Source organism: Acinetobacter sp. 789_lipA, from assembly GCF_058242845.1.
Map to the genome: position 1 here is coordinate 103,555 of NZ_JBZAYS010000001.1, position 17,930 is coordinate 121,484.

Below are 17,930 nucleotides of genomic sequence, written 5' to 3' on the forward strand. Positions count from 1 at the left end.
GAATCTACAACTTGGAACTGAGCAAAAAATGATTTATGAAAGAGGTCTAATTACTCATGTAAAATAAATGGCATATTTAATATTAATAAATCTTCAAAAATCGCAAACCCACTCCCGGTTCAGTAATAATATATTTAGGCTGCACAGCATTATCATTTAACTTCACTCTTAATTTAGCCACCAGAATCCGTAAATAATGCGTATCTTCTTGGTGCGTTGGCCCCCACAGCTCTTTCAATATTTGCGGCTGAGTAATCAATTGGCCTTTATTTTTCGCCAATAAATTCAGCAGCTGATATTCTTTGCGTGTTAAGGAGAGCAATTGTTGATTAAAAAAAACCTGCCGTTTGGAAAAATCGATTTTTAATACGCCATCATCAAAAATTACAGTATCAACAGTACTATGCTGGTGCTGCCTAAGCAGTACACGAATGCGCGCCACCAGCTCCTGAACACTAAACGGCTTGGTGACATAATCATTTGCGCCAGCATCCAGAAGCTTCACTTTTTCTTCTTCATTTGCCCGCACAGACAGCACTATCACTGGAACGTGCGACCATGTGCGAAGCTCAGACAAAACCTCATAACCATCCAAATCTGGCAAACCCAAATCGAGGATCACTAAATCCGCGCCTTGCAAAGCTAGGAGTTCCAAACCCTTTTGGCCATTTTCAGCCAAAAGCGTTTTATAGCCTTGCGCTCTGAGTGCTATATCCAAGAATTTTCGAATCTGATTTTCGTCATCAATAATCAAGACATTGGTCATGGAGCTGGCTGATTCATTCTGTTCTGGCATTTTCCCACCTAAAAGCTGCTAGATGCTTTAAGTAATTTGCTGAATAGGAAGCTGTATGCGGATACATGTTCCTTGATTGTTCTTGCCTGATGATGCCATGATTTTCCCCATATGCGCACCCACAATCGCTTTCACAATCGTCAAGCCCAAGCCTGTACCATATTGCCCGCGGTCGCCGCGCTGCATGGTATAAAACATGTCAAAAATGCGTTCCCGCTCACCTTCCGGGATACCCTGCCCCTTATCAGTTATGGCAATTTCGATCTCATTTTCATTCACCTGCTGCACCTCAATCATCACAGCTTTATTTTCTGGTGAAAATTTTGCGGCATTTTCCAGTACATTAAAAATGGCCTGTTCAATCAAGGCGGCATGTACAAATAAACTCAAAGATTCTTGAGGCGCATGCACTTCAACCAATGCATCTGGCATATAACGGTTTAAACGGCGCACTGCTGAACCGATCAGTTCATCAACTCCAATCCAGTCCCGCTTCAAGCTTAAGCCTTCATGGCCTAAACGGGTCATATCCAGTAGGTTTTGAATATAGCGGTCTAAACGCTCCCCCTCTAAATGAATCGCTTCCAGCAAGCTGTCCTGATCATTTTCATTCATGGAATGGCGGTAAGTGCTCAAAGTATCCGCTGCTCCAATCATCGACGCCAAAGGCGAGCGTAAATCGTGCGATACGGATGATAATAATGCCGAGCGCAATTTTTCCGTTTCAGAATTCACATTGGCTATTTCCAAAGCCTTGGTCAGCTGGGTGCGGAAAATCGCCTGCGCAAGATACTCTACCATGAGTTCAGCGAGCTGTTTTTGCTCCGTATTGATTACTGCTTGCACATCTTTAAGTTTCAACCCCACCACGCCTAAGCATTGCTTGGAAGCCAATAAGGGCAAAAACCACCACTCATTTTCCGTCAAGGTTTGGGTAAAGCGACCGGACGGTTGATGGTTTTTGAATGTCCAATCGGCTGAAATTTTTTCTTTATTACTCATGATAGTCGATGATGCTTGAGTTGCTGCAGTATCTGGGAAATACAGCCAGACATCTGCATTGAGATTTTTACTCAGGCTATGTTCAGCAATCTCCTTGATTTGTGCCAAATCTAATGCTGTGGACAGCTTCTGCCCTAAATCCTGCATAATGCTGTTATAACTGTTCGCCGTTTTGAGTGCAGTCACCTGCTCTTTCAAACGTGACGCTAATCGGCTCGAAATTAAAGCCGCGCCCAAAAATGCAATCACGGTGACAATCCCCTGATGTGCAGAAATCTGAAATGTAAATTGCGGGGAAATAAAGAAAAAATTATAAGCTAGAAAGAATAGGATGGCTGAAAAAGCTGCAGCCAGCATCCGTGTTTTTGATGCCACAAAAACCACAGCGGTGATAAAAATCACCGAAAGATCTTCAATCCCTAAATACTTTTCCCCTAAGCTTGCAATCACAATGCTGATGACCGTGGTGGCTAGTACGTACTGTATTTCTCTCAGCGACAAGAATGCCCTTTGAGTGAAAAAGGACAGATGCTTATTCTCTGCAATAATCGGCACTATACTGAGTTCAAAACTGGGCCGGTATTGCAGTAATTGATCAATCAAATTGAGCCTTAAATTCAGCGAAAACTTTTGCGGAGCCGCTTGCGCTAAAACTAAGGTTGAAATGCCGCGGTCCATCACATAATCAAATAAAGTTTTAGCATGTTGCTGGCCGTAAAGGACTTCTGTCATTCCGCCCATTTGACGCGTTAAGTTTAAAGCCCGTTCTATTTCACGGCTTTGCGAGTTTTCCTGTTTATTCATGATTTGCGTATCATGAGAAAAAGCAACAACCGTCCAGTTTGCCGCACGATGCTCGGCAATACGGCATCCAGTCCGAACTAAAGCTTCAGAATGCCCTTTGCCATCAATCATAATTAAGACATGATTTTTTAAGGGGATTTGAGCAAGCCCTTGAATGGCGAAATTTTCGCGTACATCATTATCAACATAATTGGCAACGGTTTGCATTGCCAGTTCACGCAGTGCCGTTAAGTTGGAGCTGTTGAAAAATCGCTGTAAGGCCTGTTCCGCCTGCTCAGGCACATAAACCTTCCCTTGGTTTAAGCGCTCCAACAGCTCATTCACAGGCAAATCAATTAAGCGGATATCTCTAATCCGTTCGAACACCCGGTCTGGCACGGTTTCAGTGACACGAATCCCAGTGATTTGATATACCACATCATTCAAACTTTCCAAATGCTGAATGTTCATGGTGGTAAAAACATCAATACCAGCATCTAATAATTCATTGATGTCTTGCCAGCGTTTTTCATGACGGCTGCCGGGCATATTAGTGTGGGCAAATTCATCCACCAAAACAATACTGGGCTTTTTATCCAAAACGGCATCTAGATTCATTTCCTCCAGATGCTGCCCTTGATATTCAATAGCCTTGCGCGGAATTATATCTAAACCAGAAATTAAATTTTCAGTTTCTCTACGGCCATGCGTTTCTACATAGCCAATGACGATATTAATACCCTGCAGCGCCAGTTCATGCGCACGAACCAGCATGGCAAAGGTCTTTCCCACGCCCGGAGCTGCGCCTAAAAAAATCGTCAGCCGCCCAGACTGATAACGCTGTGTATGTTGCAGCAAAACATCGGCTTTATTGGTTCGTTGATCAGTCATAGAAGTAATCTTTATTTATTGCTTTAAAAAGATGTTTTTAAATTCATTTAAATGCGTCTAAAGTCAGCTTGGCTATTGCTGGGCAATATGGATGCCACCGTTGGGCGGAGGTATAGAACATCCCCTCGCCCAACAATCGTATGTAACTTAATTCAAATTATTTAATAGCGTTCAATCACTATATTTTAATCTTCAAGCCATTCATATCACTTCCCGCCCCGATCCAAAGCCAAATTCAATTCAAGCACATTGATACGTGCCTGCCCTAAAATCCCAAAAATCGGCTGAACCGTATGCGACTGAATCAGTTTTTCGACATTCTGTTCAGGCATATGCCGTGCATGGGCAATCCGCTTCACTTGAATCATGGCTGATTGCACGCTAATTTCAGGGTCGATGCCACTGCCTGAAGCGGTGACCAGATCCGCAGGAATTTTAGATTTTTCAATCTGTTCCTTCGCTGCGATTCGATTCAGCCGTTCCTCTATGGCTTTCTGCAGTTCAGGATTGGTTCTCGCCATGTTGCTTCCGGCCATCGCCATAGGATCATAATTTGCGGCAGATGGACGCGGATGGAAATATTGAACTTGGGCAAAAGGCTGTGCCACTAAGCGTGAACCGATCACTTGATTATTTTCGACAATCAAGCTGCCGTTGGCTTGTTTTGGAAAGAGCATTTGTCCTAAGCTGGTTGCAGCAGCACTATATACAAAGCCGCATAAGCCTAGAGCAATGATGGTCATTCCAAACGAAGCGCGCAGTTTCTCACCCCATGATGAGTCTGCCAATTGATGATTTTGCATATTCACTTTGTCATCCTCAAAAAATTTATAGGGCCAAGATTGGACTGATCAGCAGATCAATCGCTTTAATGGCAATAAACGGTAGCAGCACCCCGCCCACACCATAAATCAGCATGTTGCGGCGCAATAATTGGGTAGATGTCGAAGGTTTGAATTTCACACCGCGCAGTGCAATTGGAATCAGCAGAGGAATAATGATCGCATTAAAGATCAGCGCAGACAGGATGGCACTTTCAGAACTGCCTAGTTGCATGACATTTAACACATGCATTTGCGGAATTGCCGCGACGAATAATGCCGGCAAAATTGCAAAATACTTTGATACATCATTCGCCAAGGAAAAGGTGGTTAATGCACCGCGAGTAATCAGCTGCTGTTTGCCTATTTCAACCACAGATAGCAATTTGGTTGGATCAGAATCTAAGTCCACCATATTGCCTGCTTCTTTGGCTGCTTGCGTTCCCGAGTTCATGGCTAAGCCAATATCTGCTTGGGCCAACGCCGGTGCATCATTAGTACCGTCACCGACCATCGCTACCAAATGTCCTTTGTTTTGCTCGGTTCGAATGCATGTGAGTTTATCTTCTGGTTTCGCTTCAGCGATATAATCATCCACACCAGCCTCTGCTGCGATGGCCGCTGCTGTGAGCGGATTATCTCCGGTCACCATCACAGTTTTAATGCCCATTTCACGTAAGCGCGCAAATTTTTCTTTAATGCCTTGCTTAATCACGTCTGATAGTTCAATGACACCCAACAAATTCTGGTCTTTAGCCACGACCAGCGGCGTTGCCCCTTTTGAAGCTATTTGTTCTACGCGCGCTTTCAGTTCGGCATGATTTTCAAGGTTTTGCGAAGCGAATTTAAGAATGGCATCCATAGCGCCTTTACGCACTTGATGACCATCCGCCAAGTTAAGGCCTGAAATGCGTGTGGACGCATTAAAAGCGATAAATTCAGCCTGTTCAGGCTCGGCCACTCTTTCACCTTGCTCTTTGGCCAAAGCAACCACCGATTTACCTTCTGGCGTTGGATCGGCCAAAGAAGTCAGTACCGCCGCTTGGCGAAGTTCAGACTCCGTCACTCCTGTTAAGGGATAAAAAGCAGTCGCCTGACGGTCACCGTAAGTAATAGTTCCGGTTTTATCGAGTAGTAAAACATCTATATCGCCTGCAACTTCAACCGCCTTGCCTGATTTGGCAATCACATTGGCTTTGAGCGCTCTGTTCATCCCTGCAATTCCAATAGCTGGCAATAAGCCGCCGATGGTGGTTGGAATCAAGCAGACCAATAGCGCCACCAATAAAATCGGGCTGATTTCAATATGCAGGAAATGTCCAATCAACGGCAGGCTGACCACGACGATGATAAAAGTCACAGTCATCACGGTCAGTAAAATACCTAAGGCAATTTCATTCGGTGTTTTTTGACGGTTTGAGCCTTCGACTAAAGCAATCATTCGGTCGAGAAAGCTATTTCCCGCCTCTGCGGTCACTTGCACGATGATCCGGTCGGTTAAGACTTTGGTTCCGCCAATCACCCCAGATTTATCTGTGCCCGCTTCACGGAGTACCGGCGCAGATTCACCTGTTACTGCAGCTTCATTGATCGTAGCAAAGCCCTGAATTATTTCACCATCTGCGGGAATCAATTCCCCTGCACGCACTTCAATCAAGTCATGCATGTTCAATTCAGCCGCTGAAATCTGCACCCCATCCATATCATCTTTAGAATGGATCCGGCGCGCCGTCAAATTCTGACGCGCTTGACGCAGGGATGACGCCTGTCCGCGGCCTTTGGCTTCAGCAACCGCTTCGGCATAATTGGCAAAGAGAACCGTCACAAATAAAATCAACGTCACCAATAAGCCAAAAACCAAACTAGATTGACCTAGAATTGTACTAACCAGTGTAATCAGCGTCCCAAGCCAAACGATGGCCATCACCGGATTTTTAATCACATGCTGCGGCAGCAGTTTAATAAAAGCATTTTTCCATGCTTCAGCTTGAAATAAGGTTGAAGCTATGGTGTTTTGCTGTGTTTGAACAGTGTGTTTTGAATGATTCATTGTACTCCCCCTTAACCTTGAACCAATAACAGATGATCAGCAATTGGCCCCAAGACCAGGGCTGGCATAAATTGCAATAAGGTCAACATCACCACAATGGCAATTAAAGTCAGTGCGAATGTTGGCGTTTCGACTTTTAAACTGCCGCTGCTTTCAGGTGCTTGGCGTTTAGCAGCTAAACGTGTAGCGATGATTAAAGGAATAATTAATGTCGGGAAACGGCCGAGCAATAAAGCAATACCGCATGTGACATTCCACCACACGGTATTGTCTGATAGCCCTTCAAAGCCTGAGCCATTGTTGGCAAATGCAGACACATATTCGTACAGCACTTGAGAAATGCCGTGGTATTGCGGATTACTGTTGCCCGTCAATTCAGGAAAAAATACAGTTATTGCGGTTAAACCAAGAATGACGATGGGTTGGATCAAAATCACAACAGCGAGCAGCTTGATTTCACCGGCTTCAATTTTGCGGCCAAACAATTCTGGGGTGCGGCCGGTCATTAAGCCTGCAATAAAGACTGCTAAAAACAGATAAATAATGAATTGCTGTAAACCACAGCCAATCCCGCCCCAAATGGCATTGATCAGCATATTGGACAATTGCACCATACCTGTGAGCGGTGCAGATGAATCATGCATCATATCCACTGAGCCGTTATTGACTTGGGTGGTGACCGCTGACCACAAAGCAGATGATGCCTCGCCAAAACGCACTTCTTTACCTTCCATGGCGGAAAGCAATGTCGAAGTCGATGAAAGGCTTTCTGACCAGATAGCGCTAGTCGCAGAAATGATCGACATCAGCAGCATTGAAGCAAAGACCAAGCCTGCGAATTTGGCGCGTTTGGTGAAAAAGCCCAGCATAAAAATCACCGAAACAGGGATCAGTAAAATCGCAAGCATTTCCAGAAAGTTTGACAATGGTGTCGGATTTTCCAAAGGTACACTGCTGTTCGGACCATACCAGCCACCACCATTACTGCCCAATTGCTTAATTGCTACCATGGGCGCAACAGGGCCTAAAGGTATTTTTTGCGTTGTTAATTCGCTGCTTTGGTCGATGACTTGAACTTCTGGGCCGCCTTGAAAAGTCGATGGTACGCCTTGGCTAGTGAGCAATAATGACCAAACCATGCATAAAGGAATCAGAAAGCGGAACGTCGGACGAATCACATCGGCCCAATAGTTGCCGACATTAATTTGTTGCACTTTATGCTTAAAGCTGGTCTGTTGATCGGTTTCAGAAAGTGCATTGGATTGTTTGTAGAACAGTGCTCGAACTGTAGCCACCACCATCGCCAGGCCCATCATCGGCGTGAAGATCTGCAAGCCGACAATGCCGACCATTTGCGATAAATAAGACAGTTGCGCCTGTCCTGAATAGTGCTGCTGGTTGGTATTGGTCAGAAACGAAATCATGGTATGCAGCGCCAAATCCCATGACATATTCGGTGCATGGTTTGGGTTCAACGGCAGGCTGGCTTGAACCATAAATAGAGTCCAAGTCACCAAACCGATCACTGCACAGCTCATGACAAAATTGAATGAATAGGTTTTGACATTCATCCCCCGTTTGGGATTGATTCCTAAAACCGCGTAAATGGGCTTTTCAATCCAATTGAATAGAGGATCAATTTTCATATCGCGGTTGTGCATAATTGCTGCGAGGTATTTACCCAAGGGATAAGCCAGAACAAAGACGATGGCTAAAAGCAAAGCAAACTCTAACATGGCATTTCACTCCTATGTTTCAGAGCTGAAATCTGCATGCAGATATTGAAATAACGTTTATTTTGATTATTTAGTACAACGCAATTTTTTTGATGCTGTACCTGCTGATGCGCGTGAATGACCGCACTCATGTTTTTCATCCTAAGCATTGGGATATTCCAAAATCCAGTATGAAAAATAAGACCGTAAAGTCTCTATTCATAACTTTGGATGCCGCGTAAAGAAAGCGTAAAAATTTAGCTCAATGCACTTATAAATGCAGAAAAATATCTTAAAAGTGATGGCTATTATTATTCTGTGACTCACTTTATTTATGGATATAATTTCAGTACTTAAAGCCTTATTTTTAGGTTTTATAGAAGGTTTAACGGAGTTTTTACCCATTTCCAGTACTGGTCATTTAATTTTATTTGGCCATTTAATTGATTTTCATTCAGGCTCAGGCTGTGTCTTTGAAGTTGTCATTCAACTGGGCACAATCTTAGCCGTTTGTTGGCTCTACCGTAAAAAAATTATTAATCTACTACATGGTTTTATATCAGGTGATTACCATGCGAGACGTTTTGCGATAAATGTCTTCATTTCATTTATTCCTGCAGTAGTGATCGGAGTTATAGCTGTTGATTTTATTAAACAAGTTTTATTCAGTCCTTCGGTTGTGGCATCTGCACTGATTATTGGTGCACTGTTAATTTTTGCTGTAGAAGCGGCTTTGTTGCATAAATATGTAAGCATCTGATTTAAATAAATTTAATTTTGGATCAAAAAATAATCAAAACTTTTAAAATCATATAGTTATGAAATCTTTGTGCAACAAAGCCCATTCAAATTAAAAAAGTTTTATGTATGGAATACCCACTTCATGAATTGCTTTCAAATTAATACTACCGAACTACTTTTTATAAAGTATCGTTCTATGACCGTTGAACTAATGACAGTAGTTTCTGACTATTATCCCCACCTCAGCAAAGCCGAAGCACTGAGAAAAGCGAATAATCAACAATTCCCTTTCTCAGTATTCAAAATAGATAAAAGTAAACGTGCTCCATTTTTGGTACACATTAAGGATCTTGCTGCTGTCTTGGATAAGCAATATTCAGAGGCATCCAAAGATTTTGCTACGTTTCATCGATGAGGCGTAGCACCTCCTCCAACTGTAATATATTTCTTCTCGCTTTCACTGATACATAACGCTGTAAACTCCCCCAAGAATCGTGCAAACTTACTTTCTGAATTTCAGGAATAGTAAAACTCTGTTCAGCTAATCGAGTACAGCCTTCATGTCTCAAGTCATGAAATCGTAAATCTTCAATCCCCAAAATTTTACAAGCTTCTCTAAACTCTTTACCCAAAATTTTGGGATTCAAAGGCAATAACAAATTTTCATTATGTCCAAGCTTTAGCATCCGTTCTCGAACTTCTGAATGTTTCAGTCTTTTGATCAGCTCCTTACAAGGATCAAGTACATCAAATGACTTATGATTACCTTTAGAACCATTAGGATTCTTTAAATCATGCACTTTCCACGTTGAATGATGTGGGTCATAATCTCGAAGATACAATCGTGTTAATTCAGCTTCACGTCTGCATGAGAAAATTGCAAACCACATAATCAAATGCATTGGGTATTTAGAGCCATAACGATTTAGCTTCCATCGTTCTGCAAAATACTTCGTCAATGCAATCAATTCATCTCTCGAAGGCAGTCGGTCTCTTTTTTGACTGGAGGATATTTGACGTGTTTTTCTTAACTGAGCAGTAGCCTTATCGAAGCTATTTAAATCAATATCCATTTCCCACATAACAGCAGCATGAGAAAGAACACCTCTGATATGTAAAAGCTCATGTTGCAGTGTACTAGTCGCAATAGGTTCAAGATCGAGGTACGGAATTCCACCCTTCCTTAAAGCCACATGCTCGGCTAAATGTACTGATTTTATTTTTGTGATAATATTGCGCGCAATTGGTAGCTTCTTAATTAAGAGCAGAGAATAGCGTTTCGTCCTTCCGTACTCGCTCCCGACTTCATCCAAATATTTATCTATGGCATCTGATAAGGTCAGATCAATCAACTTTTCTTTGCCAAGCAAAATATCAGGATTTTCTTGAATTTCGACTTCTCGTTTCTTAATCCAGTTTTCAGCTAATTTCTTTGAGTGAAATGTTTTACTTTCAGAAAAAGCAGGAAAGCCCTTTCGAGTGATTCGAATCGCAGCACGATAGTTAACTTTACCATCTGCACCTTTCCTTGCTGTAATTGAACCCATAATTTACACCAAAAGCTATTTTTTCTATTATGGTGTAAAATTTGGTGTAAATGCAAATGGATTCACCCACCTAAACACAGGTTCAAACAAATTCTCGCAGGTTGCAGAATATAGATTAAAGGTATGATTTTTAATGACTATTAACAAAAACATTGAAAACACTCAATCTCCGAGAATCAGCGTAGCACCGATGATGGATTGGACGACCAAAGATTATCGTTTCTTTGCCCGCTTATTTAACCCGAATGTCATCCTTTATACCGAAATGGTGACCACTGGCGCGATTCTGTTTGGCGGTGCAAATCGTCATCTCGACTATAACAATGAAGAACACCCGATTGTGCTACAACTCGGTGGCTCAAATCCTAAAGACTTAGCCACTTGTACCAAAATGGCACAAGACTGGGGTTATGATGAAGTCAATTTAAATGTCGGCTGTCCAAGCGACCGTGTACAAAATAATAAAATCGGGGCCTGTCTCATGGCAGAACCTGACCTTGTCGCTGAATGTATTGCTGAAATGCAAAATGCCGTGGAGATTCCAGTCACGGTAAAGCATCGTATCGGGATTGATGACATGCATTCTTATGAAGAAATGCTACATTTTGTCGATACAGTCACGAAAACGGGCTGCGATAATTTTATCGTACACGCACGTATTGCCTTGCTTCAGGGGCTTTCTCCGAAAGAAAACCGTGACATTCCCCCACTACGTTATGAAGATGTCTATCGTTTAAAGCAAGAACGTCCAAATCTATTGATTGAAATTAATGGCGGGATCAAAACCTTTGCTGAAACACAAGAACATCTCAAACATGTTGATGGTGTGATGATTGGTCGTGAGGCCTACCATAATCCCTACCTTTTGGCAGAGCTGGGACAGCTGTGGAATTTGGATCTACCTGATCGCTTTGAAATTATTGACCAAATGCTGCCGTATATTGCAAAGCGTATGGCTGAGGGTGCGCCATTGTCGATTATCACGCGCCATATTTTGGGTTTATTCCAAAACCTTCCGGGTGCTCGAAAATGGCGTCAGGCTTTAAGTGGTGGTAATGCCAAGACTTTTGCCGATGTTGAAAATGCAATTCTTAACATTAAAGACGCAATGCAACGCACCGAAGATTATTTAAAAGAACACACTCTAGCTCAGTAATTTAGAACGTTGATCTAAACGAAAAAAGCGAAGCATCTGCTTCGCTTTTTTATGTTTCACCGTTATAGCCGAGTACAAGCTTTCACTAAAGCACGCTTGTGTATATTGGTGACACATTTTATTGTTTCAGTCTTAAAATCATAATGATAGGAAATATACTTTCCTGCAATAAGCTCGCTGACAAAGGGTTCTTTTCTAAAGTAAGCCGTAGTTATACAACCATGTAAATCAGGGGTGGCATTTACTTTAATCTGTTCAACAAATTGACTTTGCTGATGAATTTGATCCTGTAATTTTAAAATACGATTCATATTTTGAAATTCTACGGATTGAGCAATCTGTTGTATATTTTTAAAATGACAAGCCTGCGTGACATCATCATGATGCTGATGCATTGACCAAACCAATAATGACTGTATATCACTCATCATTTCTTTGGCTTCATTGACCTGATTTAAAACATAAAAATGACGAACGGTTGAGTAAATAGCATATACAACACCACAACTCAAAATGATCCCTAAAGCCACTATTGTAACATCAAGTTTGGAATGCCCTGAAAGATGAGTCATGGAGCTGCTTTATCCCTTTATATTTTAAAAGTGCTTCAGGCGAACTCTTCTTTTATATAAGAGCTTAACCGGTAAATTTACTCAGAGCACGCCAGTATTTGTCTTTAAACAAACTGACCTCTATTTCAAAGTTGCCTTTATATTTTTCAATCACTTGATCAATGACCTTGGATGGTTTTCTAAACTCTTTACACGCAAAATATATAGTTCTTAAGTGATTACCCGTTTCACGACCTATATTTAAATAGCCATCCACATCCTTAAGCTCTTGTAATAATGCATCTTCTATCAAATCCAGTAGTTCATAATCTGTAGACGCGGACATGCCATTTGAATGCTGACCATAATAAGAGATTTCAATCAACATCATCCATGGATGTGAGGCTTTTTGATCCCATGTTAAAAGTGTACGATTTAAAGTCGCCAGCAACGGTAGACCTTCATTGGTTTCACCTTCCAAACTGACAAATTCATCGGCATCCGTATTTGAACGGGTAATTTTGTCTAATCTTGAAATTTCACTACTTTTTAAAATTAAAATGTTTTTGAGCAAGTGAATCGGTAGCAATTCTTTTTCGGCATCTTGCTTAGACTGGACAGAAACATTGTCCAATTTGGTAACCGCATCGTACTCGCCCAAATAGTTGTCGAGGAAAATATACACAGCCTGTAAAAACGCATCGTTTTCAGCTGCATTATATTCATCATGTACCACGACCAGATCAATCTCATCGGGATATTCGGCTTGCTGGTTAAAATAAAAAGATAAAGTCTCCTGACTAAACTCATAATCATGCATATTAATCCCGACTTGATGAATATCGCTTTCAGGTTTAAGCGCAGTGAACTTCCACCCTGCAATCTCAGGTGCAGCTGCAATCAGCTCTTCCACAAAGACAATATTTGGAATGATGCCATCAGGGGTAAGAATTAATTCAGCTGTTTGTGGGGTTAACATGCCCGTCAGAAAAAAGATGCCGCAATGGACTTTTTCCAATTCAGGCGTCAATCGATCAAAGAAATCTCGCTCGATTTCAGTTTTACTGCCTTGATTCACAATGTGGTGAAAATGCTGTTGATGCTGCTGAAACCATTGCCAAAATGCAGTATATGCATTTTCATTCGCAGGCGTTTTTTTGTTTTGAGAACCCCATAATTTTTTTAAAAAGCTCATTTTTCTTTTCTCTTTTTTTCTATTGGTTTCAATATTTTTTGTGGTCTAAGGACTGTATCCATATATCGATGTATACAGTCCAATTAAACCTAAAACAGTATTATTGTTTCGCTTTCATTCCATCTAATTTTTTCAGCACTTCCGCCACTGCCACCATCGCAAAGCTTGAAGTCACCACCACCGCAGAACCATAGCCACCACAACGTAGGCCCGCACTTGGACACACATCTGCACTGGAAAATGGATTATCAATCGAATACACACAGCTAATGCCGAACTTTTCTTTTGGTTTTTTACAAATTCCCATGCCACGTAACTGGGTTCGAAGCTTCGCCAACATGGGATCTTGTTCGGTTTTAGACAAATCAGCAACTCGGATTTTTAGTGGGTCGAGCTTACCACCCGCTCCCCCCGAAACAATCAATGGGATCTTATTAAAACGGCAGTGCAACATCAGTGCTAATTTAGCTTTGACGTCATCAATACAATCTAAAATTAAGTCTGGTCGATGTTCTAAAATTTCTTTGACATTTTCTGGGGTTAAATAGTCATCGATCAAATTGATTTTGATCCGTGGATTGATGGATCGACAACGTTCGGCCATCACTTCAATTTTTTCATGACCCAAGGTTGAGCTCATGGCTGGCAATTGACGGTTAACATTCGAAGCCGCAATTGAGTCCATATCAACCAGTGTTAATTCTCCAACGCCTGTACGCGCTAAAGCCTCTACTGCCCACGAACCTACACCACCAATTCCGATCACCATGACATGACTTTTTTCATAATATGAAAAGGCCTCGTCTCCATAAATTTTGGCTACACCAGCAAAACGGCGGTCATATTCATCATGTTGCAGATCAGTCATGCGTACATCTATATCGGTAAAATCATGTTCATTTTACCTGAATACGACCTTGGATTGAATGTATCGCTACAAACAATAAAGCCCTGCTACTGACAGGGCTTTATTTCATTGAGATTAGGCTGCAATTAAATTACGCAGTACATAATGCAAAATACCGCCAGCTTTAAAGTATTCCACCTCATTCAAGGTATCAATACGGCACAACACTGTAAATTGGTCTTGGCTGCCATCTTCTCGAAGCACCTGAATATCCAAAGTTTGATGCGGCTGAATATCATCCGATAATCCATGAATCGAAAGTACTTCACGACCTGTCAAGTTTAAGGATTGGCGCGTTTGTCCATCGACAAATTGCAATGGCAATACTCCCATACCAACCAAATTCGAACGGTGAATTCGTTCAAAACTTTCGGCAATCACCGCTTTAACCCCCAATAAGTTCGTGCCTTTGGCAGCCCAGTCACGTGATGAGCCTGTGCCATACTCTTTCCCAGCAATAATGATTAACGGCGTATGTTGCTGCTGATAAAACATAGAGGCATCATAAATCGGCAAGGTTTCTCCTGTTGGAATATAGATCGTGTTTCCACCTTCTTCTCCACCGAGCATTTCATTTTTAATGCGGATATTGGCAAAAGTGCCTCGCATCATCACTTCATGGTTCCCACGTCGAGACCCGTAAGAGTTAAAGTCTTTGGGTTCAACCCCTTGCTGTTGCAAATAGCGTCCTGCGGGGCTGTCTTTCTTGATATTACCCGCTGGGGAAATATGATCGGTGGTGACCGAGTCTCCAAGCACAGCCAAAATACGTGCCTGTTCAATATTGGTAATCGGTTTCGGTGGCTTACCTATCTCTTCAAAAAATGGCGGGTGGCGAATATAGGTTGAATTCTCTTGCCAAGCATAGGTCTGACTTTGAGGAATCTGAATCGCCTGCCATGCTGCATCACCATCAAATACTGCGGCATATTCTTTATGGAACATCGCGGTATTTACGCTCTGTAGCGCATGATCAATTTCAGCCTGACTCGGCCAAATATCTTTCAAATAGACTGCTTGCCCATCTTTGCCTAGACCAATCGGTTGTGTAGTCAAATCTGTACGGATATTGCCCGTCAAACCATAAGCCACCACCAAAGGCGGCGAAGCCAACCAGTTGGTTTTCACCAGAGGATGCACACGCCCTTCAAAGTTACGGTTGCCTGAAAGCACTGAAGCGACATTGAGATCATGGCACTGTATGGCTTCTTCAATCGGTTCAGGCAGTGGTCCAGAGTTCCCAATACACGTGGTACAGCCATAACCGACTAGGTTATAACCCAATTCATCCAAATACGGTGTTAAACCTGCCGCAGCCAAATAATCGGTCACGACTTTAGAACCAGGTGCAAGCGAACTTTTCACCCACGGTTTACGCTGTAGGCCTTTTTCAATGGCTTTTTTGGCGAGGAGTCCTGCAGCCAACATCACGCTCGGATTGGATGTATTGGTACATGAGGTGATGGCTGAAATCACCACATCACCATGATTCAAGGGGTAGGATTTTCCATCAATGGTGCAAGATGGCTCCTCATGCGGTAGATTAGCTTTTTTAGCTTCAACAGCTGTGCCACCACCTTCATTTTCTAAACGCTCTTTCGCCTCTTTGGCGGGCTTTAGCGTTAGTTCCATCAAATCATGAAAAGTTTTAGGTACATCTGCTAGCAAGACACGATCTTGCGGACGTTTAGGGCCTGCCAAACTGGCCTGCACTGTGCTCATGTCCAAGCTCAACGTATCGGTAAAAACGGGTTCATCACCTGCATTTCGCCATAAGCCCTGCGCTTTACTATACGCTTCAACCAAATCAATCCGTTGCTGCTCACGACCCGTCAACGCTAAATAGGCCAAGGTCACGTCATCAATGGGGAAGAAACCACAGGTTGCACCATATTCAGGAGCCATATTGGCAATAGTTGCGCGGTCAGCCAAAGGCAAGTCAGCCAAACCATCGCCATAAAATTCGACAAATTTACCAACCACGCCTTTTTGGCGTAGCATTTGTGTGATGGTTAAAACCAAATCCGTTGCGGTAATACCTTCATTGAGTTTCCCTATGAGTTTGAAACCGATGACTTCAGGAATCAACATGGATACAGGCTGCCCGAGCATCGCCGCTTCAGCTTCAATCCCGCCAACACCCCAACCGAGCACGCCTAAGCCATTGATCATGGTGGTATGCGAATCTGTTCCCACCAAGGTATCAGGGAACGCAAAAGTTTGTCCCTCATCCTCCCCCAGCCATACCGCTTGAGCCAAATACTCTAAATTGACTTGGTGGCAAATTCCTGTACCGGGCGGGACAACGCTAAAGTTATTAAAGGCCGATTGTCCCCAACGCAGAAATTGATAGCGCTCACCATTGCGTTGCATTTCAATTTCGACATTTTCAGCAAAGGCATCTTTATCCGCAAAATGATCGACCATCACGGAATGGTCAATCACCAAATCGACAGGGGACAAGGGATTTATCAAATTCGGATCGCCACCCGCTTGTGCCATTGCGGCACGCATGGCAGCCAAGTCAACCACGGCAGGAACCCCTGTGAAATCCTGCATCAGCACACGTGCAGGCCGATATTGAATTTCTTGATCAGAGCTTCTGGTTTTTTGCCAATCGACTAGGGCTTGAATATGCTCTACTTTTACACTTTTTTGATCTTCAAAACGGAGTAAATTTTCGAGTAAGACCTTTAAAGACTTGGGTAATTGATCAATATTACCCAATGTTTGGGCGGCTTGAGGGAGGTTAAAAATTTGATAGGATTTTTCACCCACCGTGAGTGTTTGTAATGCATTGAAACTATTGATTTTGCTATATCTGGCCATTCGGTTGCCCTCCCAATATTGGCGAATGTATTTATTATGATGTTCTTTCTTTAATGTAAGCCTGTTTAGAAAAGAATGTGTTCCCTTTTGGTTATCTTATTTTTATCGAGATTATTGTCTTATTCTTCTAAAATTTTAAATGCAACGCAGCCAATGAGTTCTGCCAGAGTTGAGTTGCTAACGACCGCTCAGACTGATCCAGTGTCTGTGCGAGACTCTCCAAAACATAAGGTAAATTTACCGGTGTATTGCGGGTGGGATGCTCGGTCGATGTTTGACAACACAACGGTGTCATATCTGGACAGTCCGTTTCAATCACCAAATGTTCGCTACCAAGTGCTTGCACCACTTGATGCAATTTTTTGGCATTTGGATTGGTGATTTGCCCTGTAACCCCAATTTTAAAACCGAGTTTGACCAAGGCCTTGGCTTCTTCCACCCCGCCACTAAAGGCATGAGCGATACCACCGAATTTAAATTTTTGGGCTTTTAAAAGGGCAATGCTTTCTGCATGTGCTTTGCGAATATGTAATAACACAGGTTTTTGATATTGCTGAGCAAGTTCCAGTTGTGCAGAAAAATAAGATTGCTGCTTGGCAAAAAGTTCGGATTGTTTGTGTTGTTTTAAAAAAGTATCTAAACCAATTTCACCCACAGCTACGCAGTCCTGCTGCTGCAAAACCTGCTCTAAATGCTGTAAGTGTTCAGTCTGATGCTGTTCGATATAAAACGGATGTAAACCAGGGGCAAGATAAGAGCATGGAACATTCTTCCAGCTTTTTAATTGCTGATGGGTCTGAATCAGCGCATCAAATCGCGATTCAAGAAAACCAATAAGGACCAGTGCCTCTACCCCAACACGTTTTGCTTGCTCAGCCAAATGTTGACGATCAGTATCAAAATCGGCAACATCAAAATGAGTATGGGTGTCGAACAGAGGCAAGCT

Annotated in this window: 13 protein-coding genes and 1 pseudogene; 3 read left to right on the forward strand and 11 right to left on the reverse strand. The window is 42.5% G+C overall.

The window, feature by feature from the left end; all coding sequences use genetic code 11:
* Window positions 1-82: 82 nt before the first annotated feature.
* The 5 genes from AC4CUZ_RS00500 to kdpA all read right to left on the reverse strand — a co-directional run bounded on the left by AC4CUZ_RS00500 (window position 83) and on the right by kdpA (window position 8,079).
* The gene (locus AC4CUZ_RS00500; protein ID WP_490747133.1) at window positions 83-796 is read right to left on the reverse strand and encodes a response regulator; all 714 of its coding nucleotides are present in this window, start codon (window positions 794-796) and stop codon (window positions 83-85) included.
* Window positions 797-823: 27 nt separating this feature from the next.
* Complete coding sequence (locus AC4CUZ_RS00505; protein ID WP_005400786.1) at window positions 824-3,472, reverse strand: sensor histidine kinase; 2,649 nt, start codon at window positions 3,470-3,472, stop codon at window positions 824-826.
* A gap of 206 nt (window positions 3,473-3,678) precedes the next feature.
* Entirely contained in the window at window positions 3,679-4,281 is a 603-nt protein-coding gene (kdpC, locus tag AC4CUZ_RS00510) for a potassium-transporting ATPase subunit KdpC (RefSeq protein ID WP_004679624.1), read from the reverse strand.
* 19 nt (window positions 4,282-4,300) lie between these two features.
* Window positions 4,301-6,343: a potassium-transporting ATPase subunit KdpB gene (kdpB, locus tag AC4CUZ_RS00515; RefSeq protein WP_004281624.1), complete on the reverse strand. Its 2,043-nt coding sequence runs from the start codon at window positions 6,341-6,343 to the stop codon at window positions 4,301-4,303.
* An 11-nt stretch (window positions 6,344-6,354) separates the two neighbouring features.
* A complete protein-coding gene (gene kdpA / locus AC4CUZ_RS00520; protein ID WP_039890241.1) occupies window positions 6,355-8,079 on the reverse strand; it encodes a potassium-transporting ATPase subunit KdpA in 1,725 nt (574 codons plus the stop codon).
* A 313-nt stretch (window positions 8,080-8,392) separates the two neighbouring features.
* Between kdpA and AC4CUZ_RS00525 the strand changes: the two are divergent.
* Both AC4CUZ_RS00525 and AC4CUZ_RS00530 read left to right on the forward strand, forming a co-directional pair.
* Window positions 8,393-8,788 (forward strand): annotated as a pseudogene (locus AC4CUZ_RS00525) (undecaprenyl-diphosphate phosphatase); the annotation flags it as partial.
* A gap of 153 nt (window positions 8,789-8,941) precedes the next feature.
* Entirely contained in the window at window positions 8,942-9,214 is a 273-nt protein-coding gene (locus AC4CUZ_RS00530) for a pyocin activator PrtN family protein (RefSeq protein ID WP_004644614.1), read from the forward strand.
* Here the strand turns inward: AC4CUZ_RS00530 and AC4CUZ_RS00535 are convergent.
* On the reverse strand, window positions 9,198-10,346 hold the full coding sequence (locus AC4CUZ_RS00535; RefSeq protein WP_005400789.1) for a site-specific integrase: 1,149 nt from the start codon (window positions 10,344-10,346) through the stop codon (window positions 9,198-9,200). The genes AC4CUZ_RS00530 and AC4CUZ_RS00535 overlap by 17 nt on opposite strands.
* A 133-nt stretch (window positions 10,347-10,479) precedes the next feature.
* Here AC4CUZ_RS00535 and dusA point away from each other — a divergent pair, with 133 nt between their 5' ends.
* A complete protein-coding gene (gene dusA / locus AC4CUZ_RS00540) occupies window positions 10,480-11,502 on the forward strand; it encodes a tRNA dihydrouridine(20/20a) synthase DusA (RefSeq protein ID WP_424904590.1) in 1,023 nt (340 codons plus the stop codon).
* A gap of 62 nt (window positions 11,503-11,564) precedes the next feature.
* Here dusA and AC4CUZ_RS00545 read toward each other — a convergent pair whose 3' ends face one another.
* The 5 genes from AC4CUZ_RS00545 to AC4CUZ_RS00565 all read right to left on the reverse strand — a co-directional run bounded on the left by AC4CUZ_RS00545 (window position 11,565) and on the right by AC4CUZ_RS00565 (window position 17,927).
* Window positions 11,565-12,074: a hypothetical protein gene (locus AC4CUZ_RS00545; protein ID WP_005400791.1), complete on the reverse strand. Its 510-nt coding sequence runs from the start codon at window positions 12,072-12,074 to the stop codon at window positions 11,565-11,567.
* Between the two features lie 64 nt (window positions 12,075-12,138).
* A complete protein-coding gene (locus AC4CUZ_RS00550; RefSeq protein ID WP_005400792.1) occupies window positions 12,139-13,248 on the reverse strand; it encodes a DUF695 domain-containing protein in 1,110 nt (369 codons plus the stop codon).
* A 100-nt stretch (window positions 13,249-13,348) separates the two neighbouring features.
* Window positions 13,349-14,116, reverse strand: a complete 768-nt coding sequence (locus AC4CUZ_RS00555) for a tRNA threonylcarbamoyladenosine dehydratase (RefSeq protein WP_005400793.1) — start codon at window positions 14,114-14,116, stop codon at window positions 13,349-13,351.
* A gap of 114 nt (window positions 14,117-14,230) precedes the next feature.
* The gene (acnA, locus tag AC4CUZ_RS00560; RefSeq protein ID WP_490747134.1) at window positions 14,231-16,984 is read right to left on the reverse strand and encodes an aconitate hydratase AcnA; all 2,754 of its coding nucleotides are present in this window, start codon (window positions 16,982-16,984) and stop codon (window positions 14,231-14,233) included.
* A gap of 127 nt (window positions 16,985-17,111) precedes the next feature.
* Window positions 17,112-17,927, reverse strand: a complete 816-nt coding sequence (locus tag AC4CUZ_RS00565) for a TatD family hydrolase (RefSeq protein WP_490748036.1) — start codon at window positions 17,925-17,927, stop codon at window positions 17,112-17,114.
* Window positions 17,928-17,930 lie beyond the last annotated feature (3 nt).

What these genes read in the sequence shown, in the direction of transcription:
- AC4CUZ_RS00500 (WP_490747133.1), bottom strand. Translation starts at nt 796, where the DNA reads ATGCCAGAACAGAATGAATCAGCCAGCTCCATGACCAATGTCTTGATT.
- AC4CUZ_RS00505 (WP_005400786.1), bottom strand. Translation starts at nt 3,472, where the DNA reads ATGACTGATCAACGAACCAATAAAGCCGATGTTTTGCTGCAACATACA.
- kdpB (WP_004281624.1), bottom strand. Translation starts at nt 6,343, where the DNA reads ATGAATCATTCAAAACACACTGTTCAAACACAGCAAAACACCATAGCT.
- kdpA (WP_039890241.1), bottom strand. Translation starts at nt 8,079, where the DNA reads ATGTTAGAGTTTGCTTTGCTTTTAGCCATCGTCTTTGTTCTGGCTTAT.
- AC4CUZ_RS00530 (WP_004644614.1), top strand. Translation starts at nt 8,942, where the DNA reads ATGAATTGCTTTCAAATTAATACTACCGAACTACTTTTTATAAAGTAT.
- AC4CUZ_RS00535 (WP_005400789.1), bottom strand. Translation starts at nt 10,346, where the DNA reads ATGGGTTCAATTACAGCAAGGAAAGGTGCAGATGGTAAAGTTAACTAT.
- dusA (WP_424904590.1), top strand. Translation starts at nt 10,480, where the DNA reads ATGACTATTAACAAAAACATTGAAAACACTCAATCTCCGAGAATCAGC.
- AC4CUZ_RS00545 (WP_005400791.1), bottom strand. Translation starts at nt 12,074, where the DNA reads ATGACTCATCTTTCAGGGCATTCCAAACTTGATGTTACAATAGTGGCT.
- AC4CUZ_RS00550 (WP_005400792.1), bottom strand. Translation starts at nt 13,248, where the DNA reads ATGAGCTTTTTAAAAAAATTATGGGGTTCTCAAAACAAAAAAACGCCT.
- AC4CUZ_RS00555 (WP_005400793.1), bottom strand. Translation starts at nt 14,116, where the DNA reads ATGACTGATCTGCAACATGATGAATATGACCGCCGTTTTGCTGGTGTA.
- acnA (WP_490747134.1), bottom strand. Translation starts at nt 16,984, where the DNA reads ATGGCCAGATATAGCAAAATCAATAGTTTCAATGCATTACAAACACTC.